At 49.3% G+C, this 20,820-nt stretch carries 15 protein-coding genes and 1 pseudogene; 12 read left to right on the forward strand and 4 right to left on the reverse strand.

Annotated features, from left to right (window positions below; all coding sequences use genetic code 11):
• The first annotated feature begins 18 nt into the window (after positions 1 to 18).
• Positions 19 to 1,452, forward strand: coding sequence for a glycogen synthase GlgA (gene glgA, locus AC58QD_RS16615; protein ID WP_497335177.1), 1,434 nt, complete (start codon positions 19 to 21; stop codon positions 1,450 to 1,452).
• A 223-nt stretch (positions 1,453 to 1,675) separates the two neighbouring features.
• Here glgA and AC58QD_RS16620 read toward each other — a convergent pair whose 3' ends face one another.
• The 4 genes from AC58QD_RS16620 to AC58QD_RS16635 form a co-directional block, all read right to left on the reverse strand.
• A complete protein-coding gene (locus tag AC58QD_RS16620; RefSeq protein ID WP_497335179.1) occupies positions 1,676 to 2,557 on the reverse strand; it encodes a carbohydrate ABC transporter permease in 882 nt (293 codons plus the stop codon).
• 21 nt (positions 2,558 to 2,578) lie between these two features.
• The gene (locus tag AC58QD_RS16625) at positions 2,579 to 3,538 is read right to left on the reverse strand and encodes an ABC transporter permease (protein ID WP_497335181.1); all 960 of its coding nucleotides are present in this window, start codon (positions 3,536 to 3,538) and stop codon (positions 2,579 to 2,581) included.
• 63 nt (positions 3,539 to 3,601) lie between these two features.
• A complete protein-coding gene (locus AC58QD_RS16630) occupies positions 3,602 to 5,248 on the reverse strand; it encodes a type 2 periplasmic-binding domain-containing protein (protein ID WP_497335183.1) in 1,647 nt (548 codons plus the stop codon).
• Positions 5,249 to 5,539: 291 nt separating this feature from the next.
• Positions 5,540 to 7,885: an AraC family transcriptional regulator gene (locus AC58QD_RS16635; RefSeq protein WP_497335185.1), complete on the reverse strand. Its 2,346-nt coding sequence runs from the start codon at positions 7,883 to 7,885 to the stop codon at positions 5,540 to 5,542.
• Positions 7,886 to 8,049: 164 nt separating this feature from the next.
• Between AC58QD_RS16635 and AC58QD_RS16640 the strand changes: the two genes are divergently transcribed.
• The 11 genes and pseudogenes from AC58QD_RS16640 (at position 8,050) to AC58QD_RS16690 (ending at position 20,804) form a co-directional block, all read left to right on the forward strand.
• Positions 8,050 to 9,798 (forward strand): alpha-glycosidase, encoded by a 1,749-nt coding sequence (locus AC58QD_RS16640; RefSeq protein ID WP_497335187.1) that lies wholly within the window; start codon positions 8,050 to 8,052, stop codon positions 9,796 to 9,798.
• A gap of 80 nt (positions 9,799 to 9,878) precedes the next feature.
• Entirely contained in the window at positions 9,879 to 11,045 is a 1,167-nt protein-coding gene (locus AC58QD_RS16645) for a glucose-1-phosphate adenylyltransferase (RefSeq protein ID WP_497335189.1), read from the forward strand.
• Positions 11,046 to 11,248: 203 nt separating this feature from the next.
• The gene (locus tag AC58QD_RS16650; protein WP_497335191.1) at positions 11,249 to 11,845 is read left to right on the forward strand and encodes a sulfite oxidase-like oxidoreductase; all 597 of its coding nucleotides are present in this window, start codon (positions 11,249 to 11,251) and stop codon (positions 11,843 to 11,845) included.
• A 208-nt stretch (positions 11,846 to 12,053) separates the two neighbouring features.
• Complete coding sequence (locus AC58QD_RS16655; protein WP_497335193.1) at positions 12,054 to 13,430, forward strand: ABC transporter substrate-binding protein; 1,377 nt, start codon at positions 12,054 to 12,056, stop codon at positions 13,428 to 13,430.
• A gap of 62 nt (positions 13,431 to 13,492) precedes the next feature.
• Positions 13,493 to 13,804: pseudogene (locus AC58QD_RS16660) on the forward strand (Gfo/Idh/MocA family protein); the annotation flags it as partial.
• A gap of 12 nt (positions 13,805 to 13,816) precedes the next feature.
• On the forward strand, positions 13,817 to 14,599 hold the full coding sequence (locus AC58QD_RS16665) for a Gfo/Idh/MocA family protein (protein ID WP_497335432.1): 783 nt from the start codon (positions 13,817 to 13,819) through the stop codon (positions 14,597 to 14,599).
• Positions 14,600 to 14,603: 4 nt separating this feature from the next.
• Positions 14,604 to 15,518 (forward strand): carbohydrate ABC transporter permease, encoded by a 915-nt coding sequence (locus AC58QD_RS16670; protein WP_497335195.1) that lies wholly within the window; start codon positions 14,604 to 14,606, stop codon positions 15,516 to 15,518.
• 53 nt (positions 15,519 to 15,571) lie between these two features.
• On the forward strand, positions 15,572 to 16,387 hold the full coding sequence (locus AC58QD_RS16675; protein WP_497335197.1) for a carbohydrate ABC transporter permease: 816 nt from the start codon (positions 15,572 to 15,574) through the stop codon (positions 16,385 to 16,387).
• 25 nt (positions 16,388 to 16,412) lie between these two features.
• Positions 16,413 to 17,165 carry an SDR family oxidoreductase gene (locus tag AC58QD_RS16680; protein WP_497335199.1) on the forward strand — a complete coding sequence of 251 codons (753 nt, stop codon included), beginning with the start codon at positions 16,413 to 16,415 and terminating at the stop codon, positions 17,163 to 17,165.
• 118 nt (positions 17,166 to 17,283) lie between these two features.
• The gene (locus AC58QD_RS16685; RefSeq protein WP_497335200.1) at positions 17,284 to 19,125 is read left to right on the forward strand and encodes a cache domain-containing sensor histidine kinase; all 1,842 of its coding nucleotides are present in this window, start codon (positions 17,284 to 17,286) and stop codon (positions 19,123 to 19,125) included.
• On the forward strand, positions 19,122 to 20,804 hold the full coding sequence (locus tag AC58QD_RS16690; protein WP_497335202.1) for a response regulator: 1,683 nt from the start codon (positions 19,122 to 19,124) through the stop codon (positions 20,802 to 20,804). Before AC58QD_RS16685 ends, AC58QD_RS16690 begins: the two co-directional genes overlap by 4 nt.
• Positions 20,805 to 20,820 lie beyond the last annotated feature (16 nt).

The following is a 20,820-nucleotide window of genomic DNA, read 5'->3' on the forward strand; positions in this document are numbered from 1 at the left end:
GAAAGGGCAGGGATCAATATGAACGTGTTATTCGCGGCATCGGAAGCGATGCCGCTCGCCAAGACAGGAGGTCTAGCTGACGTTATCGGAGCATTGCCGAAGGCTCTTCTGGAGAAAGGCGCAGATGTACGCGTCATTATGCCCAAATACGGAAGCATTCCGGATGTCTACAAGCATGAAATGGTACATATCGGCCATGTCTTTATCCGCCTGGGGTGGCGGAATCAATATGCCGGCTTGGAACGATCGGTGGTTGACGGAGTCACCTATTATTTTGTAGATAGTGAATTTTACTTCAAGAGACATGGACTTTATGGATACGGTGACGATGCAGACCGATTCGTGTTCTTCAGCCGAGCTGTCACTGAGCTCATGAAGCTTCTTATCGAGGATGGGTTCACGCCAGATGTCGTGCATGCGCATGATTGGCAGACTGGGCTTGTGCCGATGCTGTTGAAGCTTGGCTATGGCGGAGATGCGGGGCGGGCCATGAAGAGTGTCTACACGATTCATAACATGCAATACCAGGGCTGTTTCTCCCGAGAGCTAATGAAGGATCTGTTAGGACTCGGCGATGAGTGGTTCACTACCGAGTATCTCGAATTCTTAGGCGGAGCGAGCTGTATGAAAGGTGGCCTTGTGTTTGCGGACAAGCTGACCACTGTAAGTGAGACATACGCTGCAGAGATTCGTACGCCGGAATATGGAGAGAAGCTCGACGGTGTGCTTCGCATGCGTGAGCTCGATCTTACAGGCATTGTGAATGGGATCGATACCCAAGTGTTCGATCCGATGAATGATGCCAACCTTGCGGTGCCGTATCGGGACTCATTGACTAAGAAGAAACAGAACAAAACATCCTTGCAGCGAGATAGGGGGCTGCAGGAAAGCTTGGATACCCCATTGATTGGTATGGTTAGCCGATTCGTGTCTCAGAAGGGACTCGACCTTGTGGAGGCCGTCCTGCAGGACATCATTCACGATGGAGTGCAGCTTGTGCTGCTCGGCACGGGAGACAAGTACTATGAAGACCTATTCCGCTCGTATGCAGCCCGTTATCCCGAGCAAGTGGCAGCGACAATCGGCTTCGATGACGGGCTGGCCCGACGTATTTATGCGGGAAGTGACATGTTCATGATGCCGTCGCGGTTCGAGCCCTGCGGTCTGGGACAGCTGCTTGCGTTACGCTACCGATCTGTCCCGATCGTCCGAGAGACAGGCGGTTTGAAGGACACGGTACCGCCTTATAATGAATTCACGGGAGAAGGGCTTGGCTTCAGCTTCGCGCCGTATTCGGCTCACGACTTACTGTTCACGATTCGCAGGGCGATCTCGTTCTACGGGCAGCCTGAGCATTGGTCCGCGCTGCACCGCAACATAAGCAAGGCCGACTTCAGTTGGTCTGCGTCGGCCAAAGCTTATATGCAGCTATATAAGGGGCTGCTGTCTTAGTAGGGCAATAACGAACAGCCTTTCGTTGTTTCGGTGTCCGGTGCAAGCGTCTGAGTAGTGGACCGCACAGAAGACTTAACTCCCTATAAGAAAAGAAGCATAGAAAGGGCAGTAGCCCACCTTTCTGCCCTCCCACGTCACAACTGAACTCAACCGCCACATACCTCTGGAGTGATCTGCTCCAGAGGTTGTTCCTTTCCTTCCCTATCCTTCGCAAGTCAAGTCAACCCTTCAAAGCCCCGACCATAACCCCTTTGACGAAATACCGCTGCACGAAGGGATAGACCAGCAGGATTGGCACCGTGGCAACCATAATCGTCGCGTATTTAATCGTCTCGCCGATTTGGTAGCGGTCCCCTGCAGATGCATCCGTGGACATGCTGTCCGTGGAATTAGAGATCAGGATCTCCCGCAAAGTCAACTGAAGCGGGAATAAATTATGGTCCTTCAGGAAGATTGAGGCGTAGAACCAGCCATTCCACTTCTCAACCGCATAGTACAAGGTCATAACGGCTAGTACTGGCAGAGAGAGAGGAAGGATAATGCGGAACAGAATAATAAAGTGATTCGCTCCGTCAATCTTGGCCGATTCCTCCAAGCTATCCGGCACAGCCTGGAACGCCGTTCTCATAATGATTAAGTTAAAGGTATTAATGGAGAAAGGGATAATCGTTGACCACAAGGAATCGATCAGGCCTACACCCTTAACGACCAGGTAAAGAGGGATCAAACCCCCGCTAAAAAACATCGTGAATACGATGACAATCATAAACATCTTGTTCCACATTACATTTTTACGAGAGAGTACATAGGCTCCCAGAGCGGTCATGATCAGATTGACCAGTACCCCGAATATTACGATAAAGGCTGTATTGCGATATCCCCGGAGAATACCAGGGTTTTTGAATACACTCTTGTAAGCTTCAATGTCAAATCCAAGCGATTTGTATAAGAAGCCATTGTGGGTGACCAATCTTCCCGCATCGCTGAAGGAGGCAAATGCCACGTACAGCAGTGGATACAAGGTTAGCACAATTAGAACAATCAGAATGAAGTGGACGACAAAGCCGAATACTTTTTCTGAGAATGTTTCCTGCATTTTCATAGATTCACCCTCCGTTCATCATCACCACAAGCTGTTCTCGTTTACCTTGCGGCTTATATAGTTTGCGGTAATCAGCAAGGCCAGGTTAAAGATGGAATTAAACAATCCAACTGCGGTACTATAGCTCCAGCCAAACTCCAGCAACCCTTTCCTATATACAAAAGAGGAGATGACATCAGCGGTTTCATACGTGGCCGGATTGTACAAAAGAATGATCTTCTCGAATCCGACATTAAGCAGATTGCCCATTCGCAGGATGAACATGATCATAATAGTCGGTAAAATGCCAGGCAGCGTGATATACCAAATCTGCTTCCAACGAGAAGCTCCATCCATGCGTGCAGCCTCGTATTGCTCCGTATCTATGGTCATCAATGCTGCAATATAAATAATCGACTCCCAGCCGATTCGTTGCCAGATTTCGGATATGACATAGATAGGACGGAACAGGTCCGGCTGTTGCAGCATCGTTTGTCCGTCGTAGCCGAAGAACATAAATAAGCTGTTAAGAAGACCGTCTGCATTAGTGAACGTCTTGATCATGCCGCATATGACAACAAGCGAGATGAAGTATGGCATATAAGTGATCGATTGCACGATGCTCTTGAAATAACGATTTCTGACTTCATTAATAAGCAAGGCCAATATAATCGGTGCCGGAAACTCAAAGGTAATTGATAAACCGCTTATGATTAGAGTGTTTTTCAATATTCGCCAAAAATAATAGGAGTTGAAGAAATCCTTGAAGTTGGCAAGTCCGACCCATTCACTGCCGGAAACGCCTTTAATAGGGGTATACTCTTTGAATGCAATCAAGACCCCGTACATAGGAGCATAGTGAAAGATGAAATAATAGATCAGGACTGGAATCATCATCACATATAAGTATTTATTAGTGAAAAAATCTCTTACAAACCTTGCGCTGAACGAGTTTCTGGCTTTTATCGCCTGCTCCGTTTTGATGGCCACTGGATCTGTCATGGTACCCCTCCCTCCTATAGAAAATGGGGAGAGCGGACAAAGGCCCTCCCCGTTTGCAGGCAATTAACGTTTGTTGTAACGATCCAGTGCTGCGGCCTGAATTTCAATGGCACGGTCGATCTTAATAGATTTCATTTTGTCAACGTACTTCTCGAAGGAGTCTACAGACTCTGTGCCCAAAATGATTTTGAGTGTCATTTCATCAACCAGAGTATTGATATCGGTCATAATTTTCGCGAACTCTGTGCTCTCTTCAGGTGTAGGTGTGATTGGAGGCAGCTGGTATTTATCCACGTCAGTCTTCGCCCAGGTTGCAACAGCATCACGCTGGGATGGCAGAGCCAGGTATTGCTCGATATAACGTTTGTCTTGAATGAATGGACCGCCGCTGTTACCACGGATGTGAAGGGCCATAGCTTGGGCTGGAACGAGTTTATCCGGGTTCTTCATCAGCAGATCCGTGTATTTCGGATAGCCGTTTTCCATTTTGTAGCTGACGCCTTCTGTACCGAAGTTGAAGAACAATCCGCCTTCTTTGCTGTAACCGAAGTCGAGCATTTTGGCTGCAAGCTCAACATTTTTCGATTTGGCAGTAATGACAACCATCCCCCCTGGAGAGAAGGCGAAGTCTTTTTGACCAAACTTAGGCGTGTCGCCTTTCTTAAGAACTGGATATGGCGCAGCGGCCAGCATCGCTTTAGGATCTTTGGCTTCGATTAGAGGCTGCCAACGGCCGATACCGCCGCCTGCATTACCGACAGTTGCTCCAGTTGCTCCCGATACGAAGTTCGCATCAAGCACTTTTACGTCAGCCGTTGCCAAGTTTTTGTCGATCAAGCCTTCTGCATACCATTTGCGGAAAGTGGCCAGGAACTCTTTGTATCCAGGCTCCATCGGCCCAAACTTGATCTTGCCGCCCTCCATGTAGAAATTGCGGTTAATCCCAAATGCACCAACAAAAGCTCCATTCGAGAACTCGTTAAGAGGTCTTGGTAACCCTACGAAAGAAACGGGAGCCGTCGCGCCTTTCTTTTCTTTGAACGCTTTCAAGGTAATGTACCAATCATCGATCGTAATTGGCATAGGTAAGCCGAGCTCGTCTAACCAGTCCTTACGAATGATAGGACCTTGAAATACTTTTAGATAATCATCTCCGCGGATGAACGGGAAGGCATAATAGCTGCCGTTATCGGTCTTTGTCATTTTGTCGATTTCCGGATTTTCCTTCAAATATTTCTTGAGGTTAGGAGCATATTTATCAATAACATCATTTAATTTCAGAATGTAGCCGTCCTTGATCGCTTTTTCTGGACCTCCTGGGAAGGTGTAGAAGTTGTAATCAATCATATCCGGCAAATCTCCGGAGGCGAGCATGACGTTCAGCACTTCTTTGCCTTGGTTAGGAGGCGCCGTAATATATTTAATTGGTACTCCGGTTACCTTTTGCCACTCCTGATAGAACGGTACATCGTTCTGCGAAGATTTAACGCCTGTCAGATTGCCTGTCATTTCTTGCCAGAATGATAATGTCGTAGTCGTCTTCATCGGATAAGTTGTAGCTGCTGAAGGAGCGGTGGATGCTGCTGTTGAAGGTGCAGGAGTGGAACTCTTGTTGTCGGTCTCTTTTGTTGACGAGCATGCTACCAATAAACTGTTTACTGCAAGCACGGCCGACACAGCAGTTAAGAGCTTTACTTTACTTTTTTTCATTAGTTGACCTCCTGAATTCGAATGGACAAGGGTTGCCTCGAGACCGTTATTAGGATGAGTCTCGTGTCCTCATAATATGATTACGCTTACAAAACAACAATCGTAAATATATCCAATTCGATCGTGAGTTCTGTATTCGAGGTATGCAAAAACTCCAATTGCATCTGCAAAAAGAACAATACTAACGGTTATCAGGGGTATAAAAAGAGCGGGAAACTGCACAGTGACGCGCTTTTCCCGCTCTTTCTGAAAACTGGATTATTCCTTCTCTCAGAGCCAGGCTGTTCCTCGCTATGGCTCAAGCATTTCCTTGAATTTGCCCGGGGTAATCCCCTCATACTTCTTGAAAGTGCGGATAAACGCATTCACATCATTGAAGCCTACGCAGCCTGAAATGTCATTAATGCTCTTTTCTCGTTCGGATAGTAGCAGTTTGGCCTTCTCGATCCGTTTCTTGTTAATAAAGTCTAGGAGGCCTTCACCAGAATGATCCTTGAACAGCTTGGACAAGTAAGTCGCTTTCATATCGAATTGGCAGCCGATCGTTGTTATATTCAAGTTCGGATCGTTATAATTCTGTTCGATCCACTCCGTTACACGATCCATGAGATCATCCAATGTATGTTTACGGTTATGCTGCATTTGTTGCTGGCGTTTGACCGAGGTATAGTCGCATACCTGCTTCAGTAATTCCGTCATTTGCTGATGCATGTCCTGGATCGTCTCACATGCGGTCAGGCGCGCTATACGCTTAGGATTCTGCACTAGAAAGCTTTCTTGCAAACTGCCGATCTCACTGATCGTCTTAATCAGGGTGCTGACCAAATTAAGCATCAAACATCTGGCAAATGCTACAGACACGGTAGAATGCTGGAAATTGGCTGTGATGATTTCATCCAAGGTCTGCTTCGCCTTCTCGTAATCCCCTGTTTTGACTAGATTGATGAGCTGCTGTTCGACCTGCAAGGGATAATAATAACCGAGTTCATGATCATTCGTTCGTTTATGAATATCATCATAGGACAAAATCTCATTGCTGCCCATTACCAACTTATATTCGAGGGCATCAAGCGCATCTGAATATGCACGCGTAATTCCCGCATAAGTGGACTGAATCGAGCTTAGAGATACCGTAAGATTAAGATGGTAATGATCATGCAAAAATTGTTGGGAGGCTTCTGCTATACGCCGCAGATCAGCCCGCTGTTCCATTTCATTGGTTTGTTTGAAATTTACTAAACAAGCCATAGTCTCATTGATTTCCCCTACGTAGCCCAGGTTATTCTGACCAGTGAATTCTTCTACTACGTTGGTTACGATGAACAAGAGCAGCTTGCGTTTCTCCTCGGGATCCATGCCCTTAATCCTGTTGTAGAAAAGTCCAGACGGTTCCACATAGAACAGAATAACGGCGAACTGATCGGATTCGAATCGCATCTGGAATGTGGTGAGTGACTCGGAAATAGGGATTTGACTGTCCAATCTGCCCTTTAAAAGCCGGCCAATGAAATGAGATCTCATCAGGTTGCGCTGTTGTTCCATCTGTATTAATGTCTGGTCAATGGATTGTTGAATGAAACCGAATTCATTAACACCATTCTTGAACACTTGAGATTGTCCGGAGAACGATTGCATTAATCGTCTGACCGGATTGTAATTTTTGCGTAAGAAGAAGGTGGACAGGAGCACGCCGCCAATCAAGCTGATCAAGATGCTAATAACGGTTAAGTTTCGCACATACTCCGCTTTCTCCCAATACAGACTGCTTGGAATCATGGAGACGTATTTCAGTCCCGATTGCTCGGATTTCATATACCATACTTCGAATTTCTGTCCATTCATTGTGTGATAAAAGAGCCCGGTTGAATCAGACATACTATTGGTTGGAAAATGTTCGGCTACAGCCACATCCGTGTTCGATACTAGCGGCTGATTCTGTTCATTAAGAATGAGTACATAACCTTTGTTGAAAAGCTCGACGTTCTGGATCGAGCTTAATATTCGCGATTGGTCAACCATAATAACATTCGTACCTACAGATTCAGAGTTAGCAGCAGGATAGGTGCTTAGGTAAGCTACGGCCTTAGTCTGCTTACCGTTAGCGTCTACGCGAATCATGGGCTGGAAACCTTTGAAATCAGTTTGTTTCATTAGATGGATCCAATCGTCATAGGTTAAATCGGATGTTTGGTGCATATGAGTGTATGCGAATGAGCCCTCACGCACCATGCTGGGCAAAAGTACCATATTGGCCTTGGTCAAATAAACGTAGAAGAAGTCGACTTGCGAATACGCGGTCTTATACAAGAGCATCTCCTGGGAAATATGATACAAATCGTATCCGTAGTCGTTAGGGCTGTGCAAATATTTGTTGGAGTACAACAAGGATTGCACCTCAACATTCCAGGTCAACTCGATATTCAGACGTTCCATCGATTGAAATTGATTGTCCATAGCTTCCCGTACTTGATTCAGCAAAGCGTTGTTCGCCTGGTGAATCTCATCCTCGAGTGTTCGGCTTGAGGTCGAATATACGAACATGCTAAGAAGGATGGGCAATAGCAGGATCGTCATATAGGACAACAACCAGGTCAGCCAAATGCTGCGTCGGCGATTAAGAAGCTCTTTGAATGCCACTGGTAAATCCCTCCAGAACCTAAACAAATATTGTCCATTTAATGAGCTTTGTAACCTATATTACCTCTTTCCCCATCAGACGTATATTGGGAATTTATGATTAGATCGACAAACAACAGGGTAAGCATTACTTATTACCCATATCAGAAGAAAGTAGGCCTTATATGCAGATTGAAAGCTTTTATCATGGAACAAGGAACAACTGGGCATATGCTTACGATGAAGAGACTGTGCATTTGCGCCTGCGTACTAAGCGAGATGATGTGGAGGAAGTATCAGCTATAACGGGGGATAAGTATAATTGGGACCGATTCTATGCCGAATATTCCATGGAAAAAGCAAATTCGGATGCGATGTTCGATTATTGGCAGGTTGAAGTGAAACCAGAGCACAAACGGTTCAGCTACGGGTTCCGTATTCGCTCGGGAACAGAGACATTATGGATGATTGAATCAGGTGTCTACTCAGAACAGCCTTATCCGCCAGGCGGATATTATGATTTACCTTATATACACAGAAATGATCTATTCAGAGTGCCGGAGTGGGCTAAGGAAGCGGTATTTTATCAAATATTACCTGATCGTTTCGCGAATGGGGATCCCTCCAATGACCCTGAATATGTGCAAGAGTGGGGGGGAAGGCCTGATTTATACAATCATTTCGGAGGGGATTTGCAGGGGGTGGTGGACCATCTCGATTATCTGGTCGATCTCGGGATTAACGCCATTTACTTCACTCCTGTGTTCAAGGCCCCTTCCAACCATAAATACGATACAGTCGATTATCGAATAGTAGATCCTCATTTTGGGAGTAATGAACTACTTAAGGAATTGGTGGAGAAATGTCATCAGAACGGGATTCGAGTCATTCTCGATGCTGTGTTCAATCATTGCAGTGAGCGATTCCCCGCTTTCATGGATGTCCAGCAGCATGGAGCAAACTCCAAATATGCAGAATGGTTCCATGTGAACGAGTATCCGCTTGAGGTGAGGGACGGCATACCCACTTACGACACATTCGGCTTCTATGGGGATATGCCTAAGTTCAATACGGCAAATCCAGAAGTGAAGCAGTATTTGCTAGACGTTGCGGAATATTGGATACGTGAAATTGGAATTGACGGTTGGCGTCTCGATGTCGCGAATGAAGTAGATCATCATTTCTGGCGGGAGTTCCGTCAAAGAGTCAAAGCCGCTAATCCAGATGCTTATATTGTAGGGGAAGTGTGGAGCGATTCGATTATGTGGTTGTTAGGTGACCAATTCGATTCCGTTATGAACTATCCTTTCTCCAATAAAGTGTTGGAGTTTTTCTCGCAATCTAATACGGATGGCTTCACTTTTGCGAACAACATGGGGTATTTGCTGATCAGGTATCCAAAACAAACGAGCGAGGTGATCTTCAATCTCCTGTGCAGCCATGATACGGCAAGGGTGCTAACCAGAGTTGGCGAGGATAAACGAAGGCTTAAGCTATGTGTTGTATTCCTGCTGACCTATATTGGTACACCGTGTATTTTCTATGGAGATGAGATTGGTCTTAAAGGTGGGGACGATCCGGACTGCCGTTCTTGTATGGAATGGAATCCGGTTAAAAGGGATAATGAGTTGTTCGACTTTTATAAAATGCTGATCCATCTTCGCAAAGAAAATAAAGTGCTGCAGCGCGGGTACTTCCGATTTCTAAAAGCGGATCCTGACGACCAACGAATTATTTACGAGCGTATTGATGAGGAGTTGCATTTCACGCTTTGGATGAATAACTCGGAAGAACATACGGTAGTCTCTCATCCTATGGAAACCGAAGATTGGCAGGATGCGCTTACCGGTGAAGAGGTTCGTCCTTCAAAAGGGATTATGCACATAGAATTGGAGCCGTTTGGCTACCGAATTTTGCGCCGAGCATTAAAGTAAATCTGATGAATCTTGTTTCACACCTTAGGGAAAAGGGTATATAGGAGTATTGATAACTTTTCCCGAAAGGTGTGAAATGAATGTCTAGCAAACAATGTGTAGCCATGCTCTTAGCAGGTGGTGAGGGCACGCGTCTTGGTGTGTTGACTCAAAATGTAGCCAAACCTGCCGTTCGTTTCGGCGGGGAATATCGGATTATTGACTTCTCTTTGAGCAATTGTATAAATTCTGGTATAGACACAATAGGTGTTCTAACCCAATATAAACCTTCTGCACTCAATTCCCATATTGGCGAGTTGACTGGATGGGATCTCAATCGAGCGGATGGCGGGATATCGATCCTTCCTCCAGTTGAAGGTCCAGAGGGGACAAGCTGGTATACGGGCACAGCTAATGCGGTGTATCAAAATTTCAGCTTCATTGAACAATTCAATCCGGAATATGTGTTAATCGTCTCTGGCGATCACGTATACAATATGGATTATAGGGATATGTTAGAGTTCCACAAGCAGACAGATGCCGATGTTTCGATCTCTGTCATGCCTGTTAAGTGGGAGGAAGCTAGCCGCTTCGGGATTATTAGTGCTGACTCGGATCACCGAGTGACCCGTTTCACGGAGAAGCCTGGTAAACCAGATAGTAATTTGGCCTCGATGGGTATATATATTTTCAAATGGAGCGTATTAAAAGCTTTCTTGTCCGCAGATGAGCAGAATGATCAATCCTCTCACGATTTCGGTAAAGACGTCATTCCTTGCATGTTGGAGAAGGGTGCTCGCTTGAAGGCCTATCCATTCCGAGGATATTGGAGAGATGTCGGGACGGTAGAATCGTTGTGGGAAGCCCATATGGATTTGCTAGAGGACAAGCCTCTCTTTCAGTTAAATCGCAAAGAATGGCCTCTGCGTACACTGGCATCTGCTGTGGCATACAGCCATAAATCAAAAAGAAATGCTCAGATTGAGCGTTCTATTATAGCCTCTGATGTGGAAGTCGGCATGGGTAGCGTTATTACCGAATGTATCATTATGCCGAATGTGAAGATTGGCCGGAATGTTACGATACATAAGGCCATCATTGCAGAGGGCGCAATCATCGAGGATGGCGCTACTATTGGATATCTGGACTATAACGAGATAACGGTCATAGCAGAGAATCAGATTGTGCCAGGCAAGCTGGTCAAGATCTCCCGGACCTTGTTACCTAAAGGCTTCCAGGTGCGTGCTGGTGCGGGAATAACTGGCTGATCGGCCGAAGGAATATAGTGGACGGAAGACCCTGCCTTGTCGGCAGGGTCTTTGTTGGCTTTGCATCGCGGACAGCTGTGGGATTTCTGGAGTGATCTTTTCCGGCGTTTTGATTGATCTTTAGTTGTAAGGTGCTGTTTGATATAATGAAAAAATGGCAACCTAAGGTATGTGTCAAACTAAGTTAAAAGGGAGGCGTTTGCATGTCGTTTAAGTCTGATACACCAAGTGTAGATCCTAGCCGAGTTCCCCCTGGCCAGACCGTCACGCAAGGTTTTCCCGTTCTCCACTATGGAGATGTTCCGTATTATCGCGATATGAGCAAATGGAATTTCCGTATATTCGGACTTGTGGACCAAGAGGTTGAGATCAGCTATAAGGAGTTCATGGCGTTGCCCCGTCAGGAGTTCAACAATGATATCCATTGTGTGACCACTTGGTCGAAGCTGGATAATACGTGGGAAGGCGTGCCCGTATCGACGATTATGAGTCGAGCCAAGCTCAAGCCGGAGGCGGGATACGTGATGCTGCATGCGGAGCATGGCTGGACTACCAATTTGCCGTTAGAGGATTTCTTGAAAGAGACCAGCTTCTTCGGCATCAAGCATAACGGCGAACTGTTAACGCCCGAGCATGGTTATCCGATGCGGATGGTTGTGCCTCATCTGTACTTTTGGAAGAGCGCCAAATGGCTGCGCGGCATCGAGTTCATGGCTAAGGATAAGCCGGGTTTTTGGGAGAAAAACGGTTACCATATGTACGGAAATCCTTTTAAAGAGCAGCGTTACGATTTCGATTGAGTTTGGATAAGGCAGTTTTTGCAGAGATCTTCTGGAGAAACTGCTTTTTCTTGTCTTTCCCACACATTCCATCAGCGAATTTTCTCCCCGCTTGGCGAAATATGAACCTGCCACCTTACTACTTTTGCTTTTATACTAGAATTCAAGAGGAGGAAACGAGCAAGGACAAGGAACCAACCATGAGCAGTTCAATAGGGAGGGATCGATTTTGAAAAAGAGAATGCTGATTGTGGCAGCGCTCGTTTTGCTAGTTGCGTCTGTAATAGCAGGCTGCAGCGGTGGGGCGAATAATGAGGCCGCAAGTACGGTCAAGCCAAGCAGTCCCGCTAAGCCCAGCGGATCTGACAAGCAAATCACGATAGAATTTTGGGGTTCGCCTTTGATTCTAAATGTGGAAGGGGTCAAATCCCCGGAATACGGTGATTATGAAAAAGCGATGATTGCTACGTTCGAAGAGAAGAACCCGGGCATCAAGGTGAAGTACAAGTTGATCGGGGCGAGCGAGATCGAGCAGGCGATTACGGTCGCGTTGACCGGAAACAACCAGCCGGACGTTGTCATGGACGCGCTAGGCAAACGGTTGATTAAATACGTGAACAGCGGAAAAGTGGAAGACATCAACGATTTTTACGACCCGTCGCAATTCAACAAAAGCATGATCGATGCTATAACGATCAACGGCAAAATTCACGGCCTCCCCCTGTGGGACCATCCGGAAATCGTATTCTTGAATCGGACGATATTTAAAAACAAAGGGTTGGAAAGTTTAATCCCGCAAGATCGGGAGTGGACACTTGACGAGATGCGCGATGCACTTAAGAAAGTGTCGGGCAGCGGCGTGTTCGGAACGGCATTCTACGCTCTGAATGAGCAGGGCGACGAAATGATGATGCAGCGGTATTTCAACATGGGCGGCAAGCAATGGAATGATGAACAGACCGAGGTCGTTATGGATAAATACCCGGAAGCGGTTGAATGGATCCAAACGATGATCGATATGATGAAGGAAGGAACGGCGGCACCGGGAGCGGCCACCACTCAGGCTGTCGACGCACTTGAAATGTTCAAGCAAGGCAAGCTAGCGATGTTTCCATGGGGTACCGGCATGTACAACATAATCGCGGCAGGCAAGAAGGACGGGTCGGTCAAAGCGGATATCGATCTGTACGGCATCAAGCCGCCACATAAGGCAGGGGTGGATATGAAGCTGACGAATGTCGGAGCGATCGGTCTTGCCGTATTCAAGCAATCCGACAAAGACAAGCGGGAGGCTGTCAAAAAGTTCGTGCAGTATATGTCGGCACCGGCCAACATCAAGGCGATGTCCAAAGCAGGCGGCTACTTGCCGGCACATAAAGATGCCGCGTACGATTCGGACAATGCTGATTTGCGGACCATCATGAAGGAAATCGCCAATATCCCGATGGCAAGTCTCGGCTACAAATCCAAAGCTTACGCAGGCGTGCGTCCTCTCTGGTTCCCTGAACTGCAGGCCGCCTTCGCCGGTAGCAAGACGCCGAAGCAGGCAGTTGCCGACTTTACGCAAAAGGCGAACAATATGATCACCCAAGTCAACAAAAATTAATGGTTCCGGATACGCCCTGTTCCTGGAGCAGGGCGTATCCGAGTTACGGAGAGGATATGCCAATGAACGGAACAACGATCAGGTTCGGCATCGTCGGCTGTGGTTTCTTCGGCGGCGAATTTGCCCGCATCCTGCATGAGATGGACGATGCTAGTGTAATCGCCGTCCATGGCGGCAGCGGCAAAAGTGCGGCTGCGATCGCCGCGGAAATCGGCTGCGAAGTCGTAGAGCGGCTGGAGAGTCTGGCGGAACGCGGCGATATCGATGCGATTGTCGTCACTAGTCCCAATCACCTGCACAAAGAGCCGGTGCTGCAGGCGGCACGGAACGGGAAACATGTGTTTTGCGAGAAACCCGTCGCGCTATCGGCGGAAGATTGCCGGGAGATGGTGGAAGCATGCCGCCAAAGCGGCGTGCGCTTTATGGCCGGACACATCATGCACTTCATGAAAGGGATCGAGCAGGTCAAGCAGTGGATCGAGGACGGGAAGATCGGTCGTCCGATCGTGCTCCACTCGGAGCGAACGGGCTGGGAGGAGCCGCGGGCGGAAGTAAGCTGGAAGAAAAATCAGCTGCAGTCGGGTGGTCATCTGTTCCATCACATCCATGAGCTAGACTTTGCGATTGCCGTCATGGGTCCGGCTGCGGCGGTTTATATGGCAGCAGACAATTTGGCGCACCGTGGGCCTGGCTTCGGAGATGAAGATGATGTGCTGCTCCTTACTGTGCATTTTGAAAACGGCGGTTTCGGCACACTGCAGTTCGGGTCCGGCTTCCGCTGGGGTGAGCATTATATGAAAATCAACGGAACGGAAGGCTCGATCAAAATCGATTTCCGCCAGTCCCTCATTGAACTGCGCAGTGCAGGCGAGGCACCCCAGAAGATCGGACTGTATGGTGTGCCTTATGACGAGGAGCGCAGGCAATTGTACGAACGGATGGATGGCGGTGTCATTTATGGCGATCCACAGAGTAGGCCGCCGCGCTTCCTGCAAACGGTAATGAAGCGGGAAATGGCGTATTTTTGTGATGTCATTGGCGGTCGTCCGATCGATGAGGACAAGAAGCTGCTGTTCGATGGGACGGCAGCGAACCGTTCGGTGGCGACGGCAGAAGCAGCGCTGCAAGCCAAACAAGCGCGGCAAGCGATTCCGCTGCGGATGGAGTGAGGCCATGAATACGAAGTTAAGTGGAGCAACCGCAACCGAGAAGGTAAAGTCGGCGCTGCATAGATGGAAGGAGCCCGCATGGGGGTATGCTTTTGTTTTGCCGAATTTGATTCTGGTTGCTTTGTTTTTTATTTACCCTCTATTTAACACATTCCGCCTGAGCTTCTTCCAAGCGGATATGCAAGCGGAGACGTTTATCGGGCTGGACAACTTCAAAACCTTGTTTGCCGACTCCGTATTTCTGAATTCGTTGAAGCATACGTTTTACTTCGCACTTATTATCGTCCCGATCATTGTTGTCATTTCGTTTACTGTCGCCGGTCTGATCAAGGATTTGCGGCCATCTTCCAAGACGCTGTTTCGCATTATCTTTTATTTGCCAGTCGTGGCAACACCGGTTGTCGTCACGATGGTATGGGCGTGGATGTATAACGTGAACTTCGGGATATTGAACTACTTGCTCAGCTTGATCCATGTCGGGCCTATCGAATGGCTAGGTTCCACGTCTGGCGCCTTTCTGGCGATCGTGATCGTGGTCGTCACCTGGTCGGTCGGCCAGCCGATTATTTTGTATTTGGCGTCCATGGACGGCATCTCCAAAGAATTGTATGAAGCGGCTGAAATCGATGGTGCGGGACCGTTCCGGAAGTTTCTCCGCATTACGCTGCCGCTCGTTGCCAACACAACACTGTTCGTTACGGTGACGACAACGATTGCGACATTCCAAATTTTCGTTGTCATTCATCTGCTGACCCGGGGTGGACCGTACTTCAGCACGGAAACGCTCGTGTATACGATCTACCGTACCGCCTTCACAGCAACGGAGTTCGGGGCAGCCTCCGCGCAAGGCGTCGTCCTGTTCGTCATTATTATGATTATCGCTCTCGTACAGCTCAGACTGATTCGTTCGAAGGCTTGATGCACTTTATCAGGAGTGCGTTATCTTCGAGCCTATGCATAGGAGGAACCGCATTGAAAGTTACCATTGCGATACGCTACGTGCTATTAATTGCAGTGTCGGTCGTATTTATTTTCCCTTTGTATTGGATGGTTACGGGTTCGGTCAAACCGGCCATAACCCTGTGGGAAATTCCGCCGGACTGGTTTCCGAAGACGATCGATTTCACCCAATTTCGCGTGCTGCTGGACCGTCAACCGGCGATGCGCTGGATGTTCAATAGCATTTTCGTTGGCGTCGTTTCTGTCTTCTTCATCTTGCTGTTCTGTTCGCTCGCCGGCTATGCGTATGCAAAGAAACGATTTCCAGGACGCAATGTGCTGTTTTTTGTCATCATCGCGACAATGATGATGCCTCGCCAAGTGACGCTGGTGCCGCTTTATTTGTTTGTGTCCGATCTGGGGCTGCTGGATTCGTACGCCGGTCTTATTATGCCAGTGATCGCTTATCCGTTCGGTGTTTTTTTGATTCGACAGTTCGTCCGCTACATTCCCGACGAGTTGATCCATGCTGCCAAGGTGGACGGTGCTGGAGAAATCCGGATTTTCGCGCAAATCGTCGTCCCGCTAATCTCACCGGCACTCGGCGCATTAGCCATCTTCTCATTCATGTACGTATGGAACGACTATATGTGGCAGTTGATCGTGCTTACCTCCGACAGCATGAAGACGTTGCCGCTCGGCGTATCCGGCTTGGTGAACCGCGAGATGAGCGTCAATTACGGCTTGGCGATGGCCGGGGGTACGCTGGCTGCCATACCACTAATTATCTTCTTTTTGCTATTCCAACGAAGCTTTATTCGCGGCATTACGCTCGGAACGGAGAAGTGAACAAACGAACGGGGGCAAATCGGCAATGAAGGTTGCAGGTAGAGCGGCTTTAATCACGGCAGCGGGGAGCGGTATCGGAAAAGCAACTGCGCACAAGCTCGCCGAATGGGGGGCTAAGGTACTCGTGTGTGATATCGATGGCGACAGTGTGCGCCGGACGGTGCATGAAATCACATCTGCAGGAGGTGAAGCGGTTGGCTTTCAAGCCGATGTGTCGCTTAAGGAAGAAGTAAGCCGCATGTTCGATTATATGCTTGCGCATTACGGAGGCATCGATATCCTCGTTAACAACGCGGGAATCGGGCTGGATGGCAAAATAAATGAGGCAACGGAGGAAGACTGGGATCGAGTGCTGGATGTAAGCTTGAAATCAACCTTTCTGTGCTCACATTTTGCCGCTAAATCGTTCGTAAGGCAAAAATATGGCCGAATCGTCAATATTTCGTCCCGGATGTGGATGGGCGGGATCGGACAGTCGAGCTACTCCGCAGCCAAAGGGGGAGTCGTCAGCTTAACGCGGACTTGCGCGATGGAATTGATCGAGCATGGGGTCACCGTTAACTGTATTGCGCCAGGAGCGATTGCGTCACCGGTATTCGACGTGATGTCCGCAGAAAGGCAAGAGCAAATATTGAGCCGCCAGTTTGTTCCCGGCGTTATCGGCCAGCCGGAAGACGTCGCGAACGTTGTAGCCTTCTTCGCTTCCGACGAGGCGGGCTATATTACGGGACAAGTGTTACACGTATGCGGGGGCAAAAGCCTCGGGGCGAGATGGTAGATTCTCGATTCGGGTAAATAGTCGCTATGCTATAATAAGGGTATTGATCCATACTATCGGCTAGAGGACCGTTCGCTTGGATGCGCGGCTCCGCATGGACGTTCCGGGAGGGAATGCGATGAAATTGCGCAACAAAACGTTCGCGGCATTTCTCGGGTTCATCGTTGTCCCGCTTATCGCGCTCGGCGCGGTATCATATTTGCTGCTGCAGCACGTCATTGCCAACAAGCACGGCGAGCAGACGGAACTGACGCTGCGGGCGATCGGGAGCAACGTCGCGTCCGTGTTCAAAGAGGCCAATTCGTTGTCCGACACGTTTTACAGCAGCTTCATGATGCGCACCCCGGTCATCGATATGCAAAATTCCAGCTCGAGGCTCGAGGTATACGAATCGGAACGAAATTTGCGGAGCATCTTGCTGTCGTATCCTTCGTTGCAATCGGTTTCCTTTTACCAACTGGATGGAGGAATGCTCGGCGTTGACCTTGATCGGAAGCAGCGTGTCTCGTTCGAAGATCTGTCCCAAGATCCGCTGTACCGCGAGGCTCATGAGCGGAACGGGTTTCCACTGTGGCTGGGGCCCTATGAGAACAAACGGTTGTCGGGTGGGAGTACGGTGCTGACACAGCTGCGCATGGTGCGCGACTTCAACACACTCACAGTGAAAGGCACGATGCTGCTGCAGCTGCAAATGGACGATTTGCACAGCTTGTTCCATTCCTATGACGCGAACGGGAGCAAGGGGAACCGTTTTCTGCTCGCCGATCCGGGCGGAATGATCGTATTCGACAACAAGGCGGATGAATGGGTCGGCAAGCCCTTACCGTTCGCTCTCGGCCAGGAACCGTATGTCAGCCGGAAAATGCAGTTCGATAACGTGCAGAGCCTAGTCTCTGTGTACAAGCTCGAGCTTGGCAAGCTTGGGTTGAATGGGTGGAGCGTTGTTTCGATTGCGTCGTGGCATTATGTATCCGGGGAGACGAATGTGCTGATGGGCTGGGTGGCGGTCGTAATGGTAGGCTGCCTCGTGTTTGCCTTGCTGTTCAATCTGCTGTTCGTCAATCGCATTATCCGCATCATTCTGCGCGTTGTTCAATCCATGCGCAGCGTGGAACGCGGTGATTTTCGCGTCCGCGTCGATGTGCATGGGCGTGACGAGGCAAGCTTCCTGGCGAATGGCTTCAATCGGCTCGTCCAACAGCTGGACCGTCTGCTACTCGACGTAAAGCGTGGGCAGGAGCGCAAGAACAAAGCGGAGTTCATGCTGCTTCAGGCGCAGATCAAGCCGCATTTTCTATACAATACGCTGGAATCGATCAACGCATTGGCGATGCAAAATGAAGGACGGAAGGTCAGCCAGATGGTGATACGGCTCGGGAGTATTCTGAGGATCAGCATCCAACAGAAGGAGGAAATCCTGATCCAGCAAGAAATCGAGCATTTGAGAAGCTACCTTGAGATCCAGAAGTACCGTTTCGCGGATTTGTTCGATTATGTGATCGATGTGCCAGAGGAGCTGTTGGACTATTCTGTCCAGAAGCTTACGTTGCAGCCGCTTGTAGAGAATGCGATTCAGCACGGATTCGAGAACATAACCTATCGGGGTATGCTGCGAATAACGGTGGACGAGGAACAGGGCGGCATCGCGCTTACCGTAGAAGACAACGGCGTCGGCATTGCACCTGAACGACTGGCCGCGTTCCACTATCATTCGGAATTTGCCTGGGAGAAGCACGGGCAGGCGTTCCGCGACGAAGCTGTGGATGTGGAGGAATTCGTGTGGAGCGGCGACGGAGGTGGTGCGAATAGCGAATTCGGCGGCCTCGGCGTAAATAATGTAGCCGACCGTATCCGAATACGTTACGGTGCTGCGTTTGGCCTGTTCATCTGCAGCTCGCCTGGTGAGGGAACGGTTATCAAATGCACGATTCCGAAACGAAGGATGGAGGCGGGCTCATGAGGCTGAAGGCGCTTCTGGTCGACGACGAAATTCATCTGCTACACAATTTACAGTTGGTCATCCCGTGGGAACAACACAATATCGAGATCATCGCCCTGGCCCGGAACGGGAAGCAGGCGCTGGAGGAAGCGGAGAAGCATCGGCCGGACATCGTCATAAGCGACATCCGCATGCCGCTAATGGACGGCATCAAGCTGCTGGAAGAGCTGCGGCGGCTTGAAATATCGAGCGACGTCATTATGATCACCGGCTACCAGGATTTTGAGTACGCCCGATCGGTCATTAAGCACGGTGCCCGCGATTACATATTGAAGCCGATCGATTATGAGGAGCTGGAGCGGACGGTAGCTCGGCTGGCCATGGAAATCCGTTCGCGCAACATGAAACGTGCGATGGATGAGAAAAAATGGAACCGCGTCGTTCACCTCGCTTACGAAAAAATGCTGCTCGATGTGCTGCTTGATCTTCCCGCTTCTGGCGTGAACGAGCTGCTGGATGGGGGTGAGCAGTCAACAGAACGGGTATCCTTCTCGCTTATGCTTGCCGACATCGACGAATATGCAGCCAAGTCGCGATTGTGGAGCGAAGACGAGCGCAAGCTGTGGAATTTCGCCATCGGCAACGTGCTGCACGATGCGCTGATGGAGACGGGGTTACGGTACGCTGTACTGCGACCGCGGGAAGGCGAATGGGCAATCGTGATCGAGCGTGATGAAGACAGCGGTTCTGCTGGGAACGTCACGAATGGCACAGCCGCTTCAAGCCTAGGCTCGCATGCGGGCCTGAACGGCGACGCGCCGGGTATGATGCGGCTCGCGGCCAAAATGCAGTTGGACGTGCTGCAATTCGTCAAGCTTCCTGTGAGTTTTGCCGTGCTGCCGCACGACGCAACGCTGTCTGAACTGGCGGCGGGGTATAAACGGCTGCAGCGCTGCCTTTATTTGTCGCCGCATACGGACCTCGCCGTCGTCATGTCGGAACAGTCTACGGCCGCAGCGGATTCGGGTGAGCGTCTGTGGAGATCGGTCGAGGGTATCGTCTCGGGACTGAAACGACGCCATCGTGAAGACATCTCACGCTGCATGGTTGAGCTAAGCGACCATCTGCTGCTCGTATCCGGACAATCGTTCGTGCGCGCCGAACAGATGTTGCATTTTGTCGTCGTTCACTTGCTGCGCGAAATGCGCGAGGTCGATATGATCAACGCCGAGCAGGAGCTGGCGGTTTGGGGTAAGCTGGAGAAGTCGGCCGGGATGAAGGGGCTGCTTCGTTTAATTGCGGACACCGTCGAGGACGGGCTGCGTGTCGTGACGAACAAGCGCACAGGCGAGCAATTTATGTTGGAGGCACGGGATTATATAGAGCGTCATCTCGAGGACAATCTTGGCATTGAAGAACTGGCGGATCGTCTGGGTATCAGCTACAGCTATTTTAGCATGCTGTTTAAGCAGCATTTCGGGGTGACGTTCGTGGAGTATGTTACGGGCCGGCGAATGGAACGAGCGAAATCGCTACTGCTCCATCCGGACAAAAGTGTCACGCACATCGGCAAGACGGTCGGCATTCCGCAGCGGCGGTATTTTACGAAAGTATTTTTGAAGCATGTCGGCCTCAGCCCCTCCGATTACCGTGAGCAACAAGGCATCAAGAGCACGAACGCGAAGGGAGAACTGGAGTGAAACCAGTAAGGCGGGA

The sequence above is a fragment of the Paenibacillus sp. J2R1T-4 genome, from assembly GCF_059692235.1.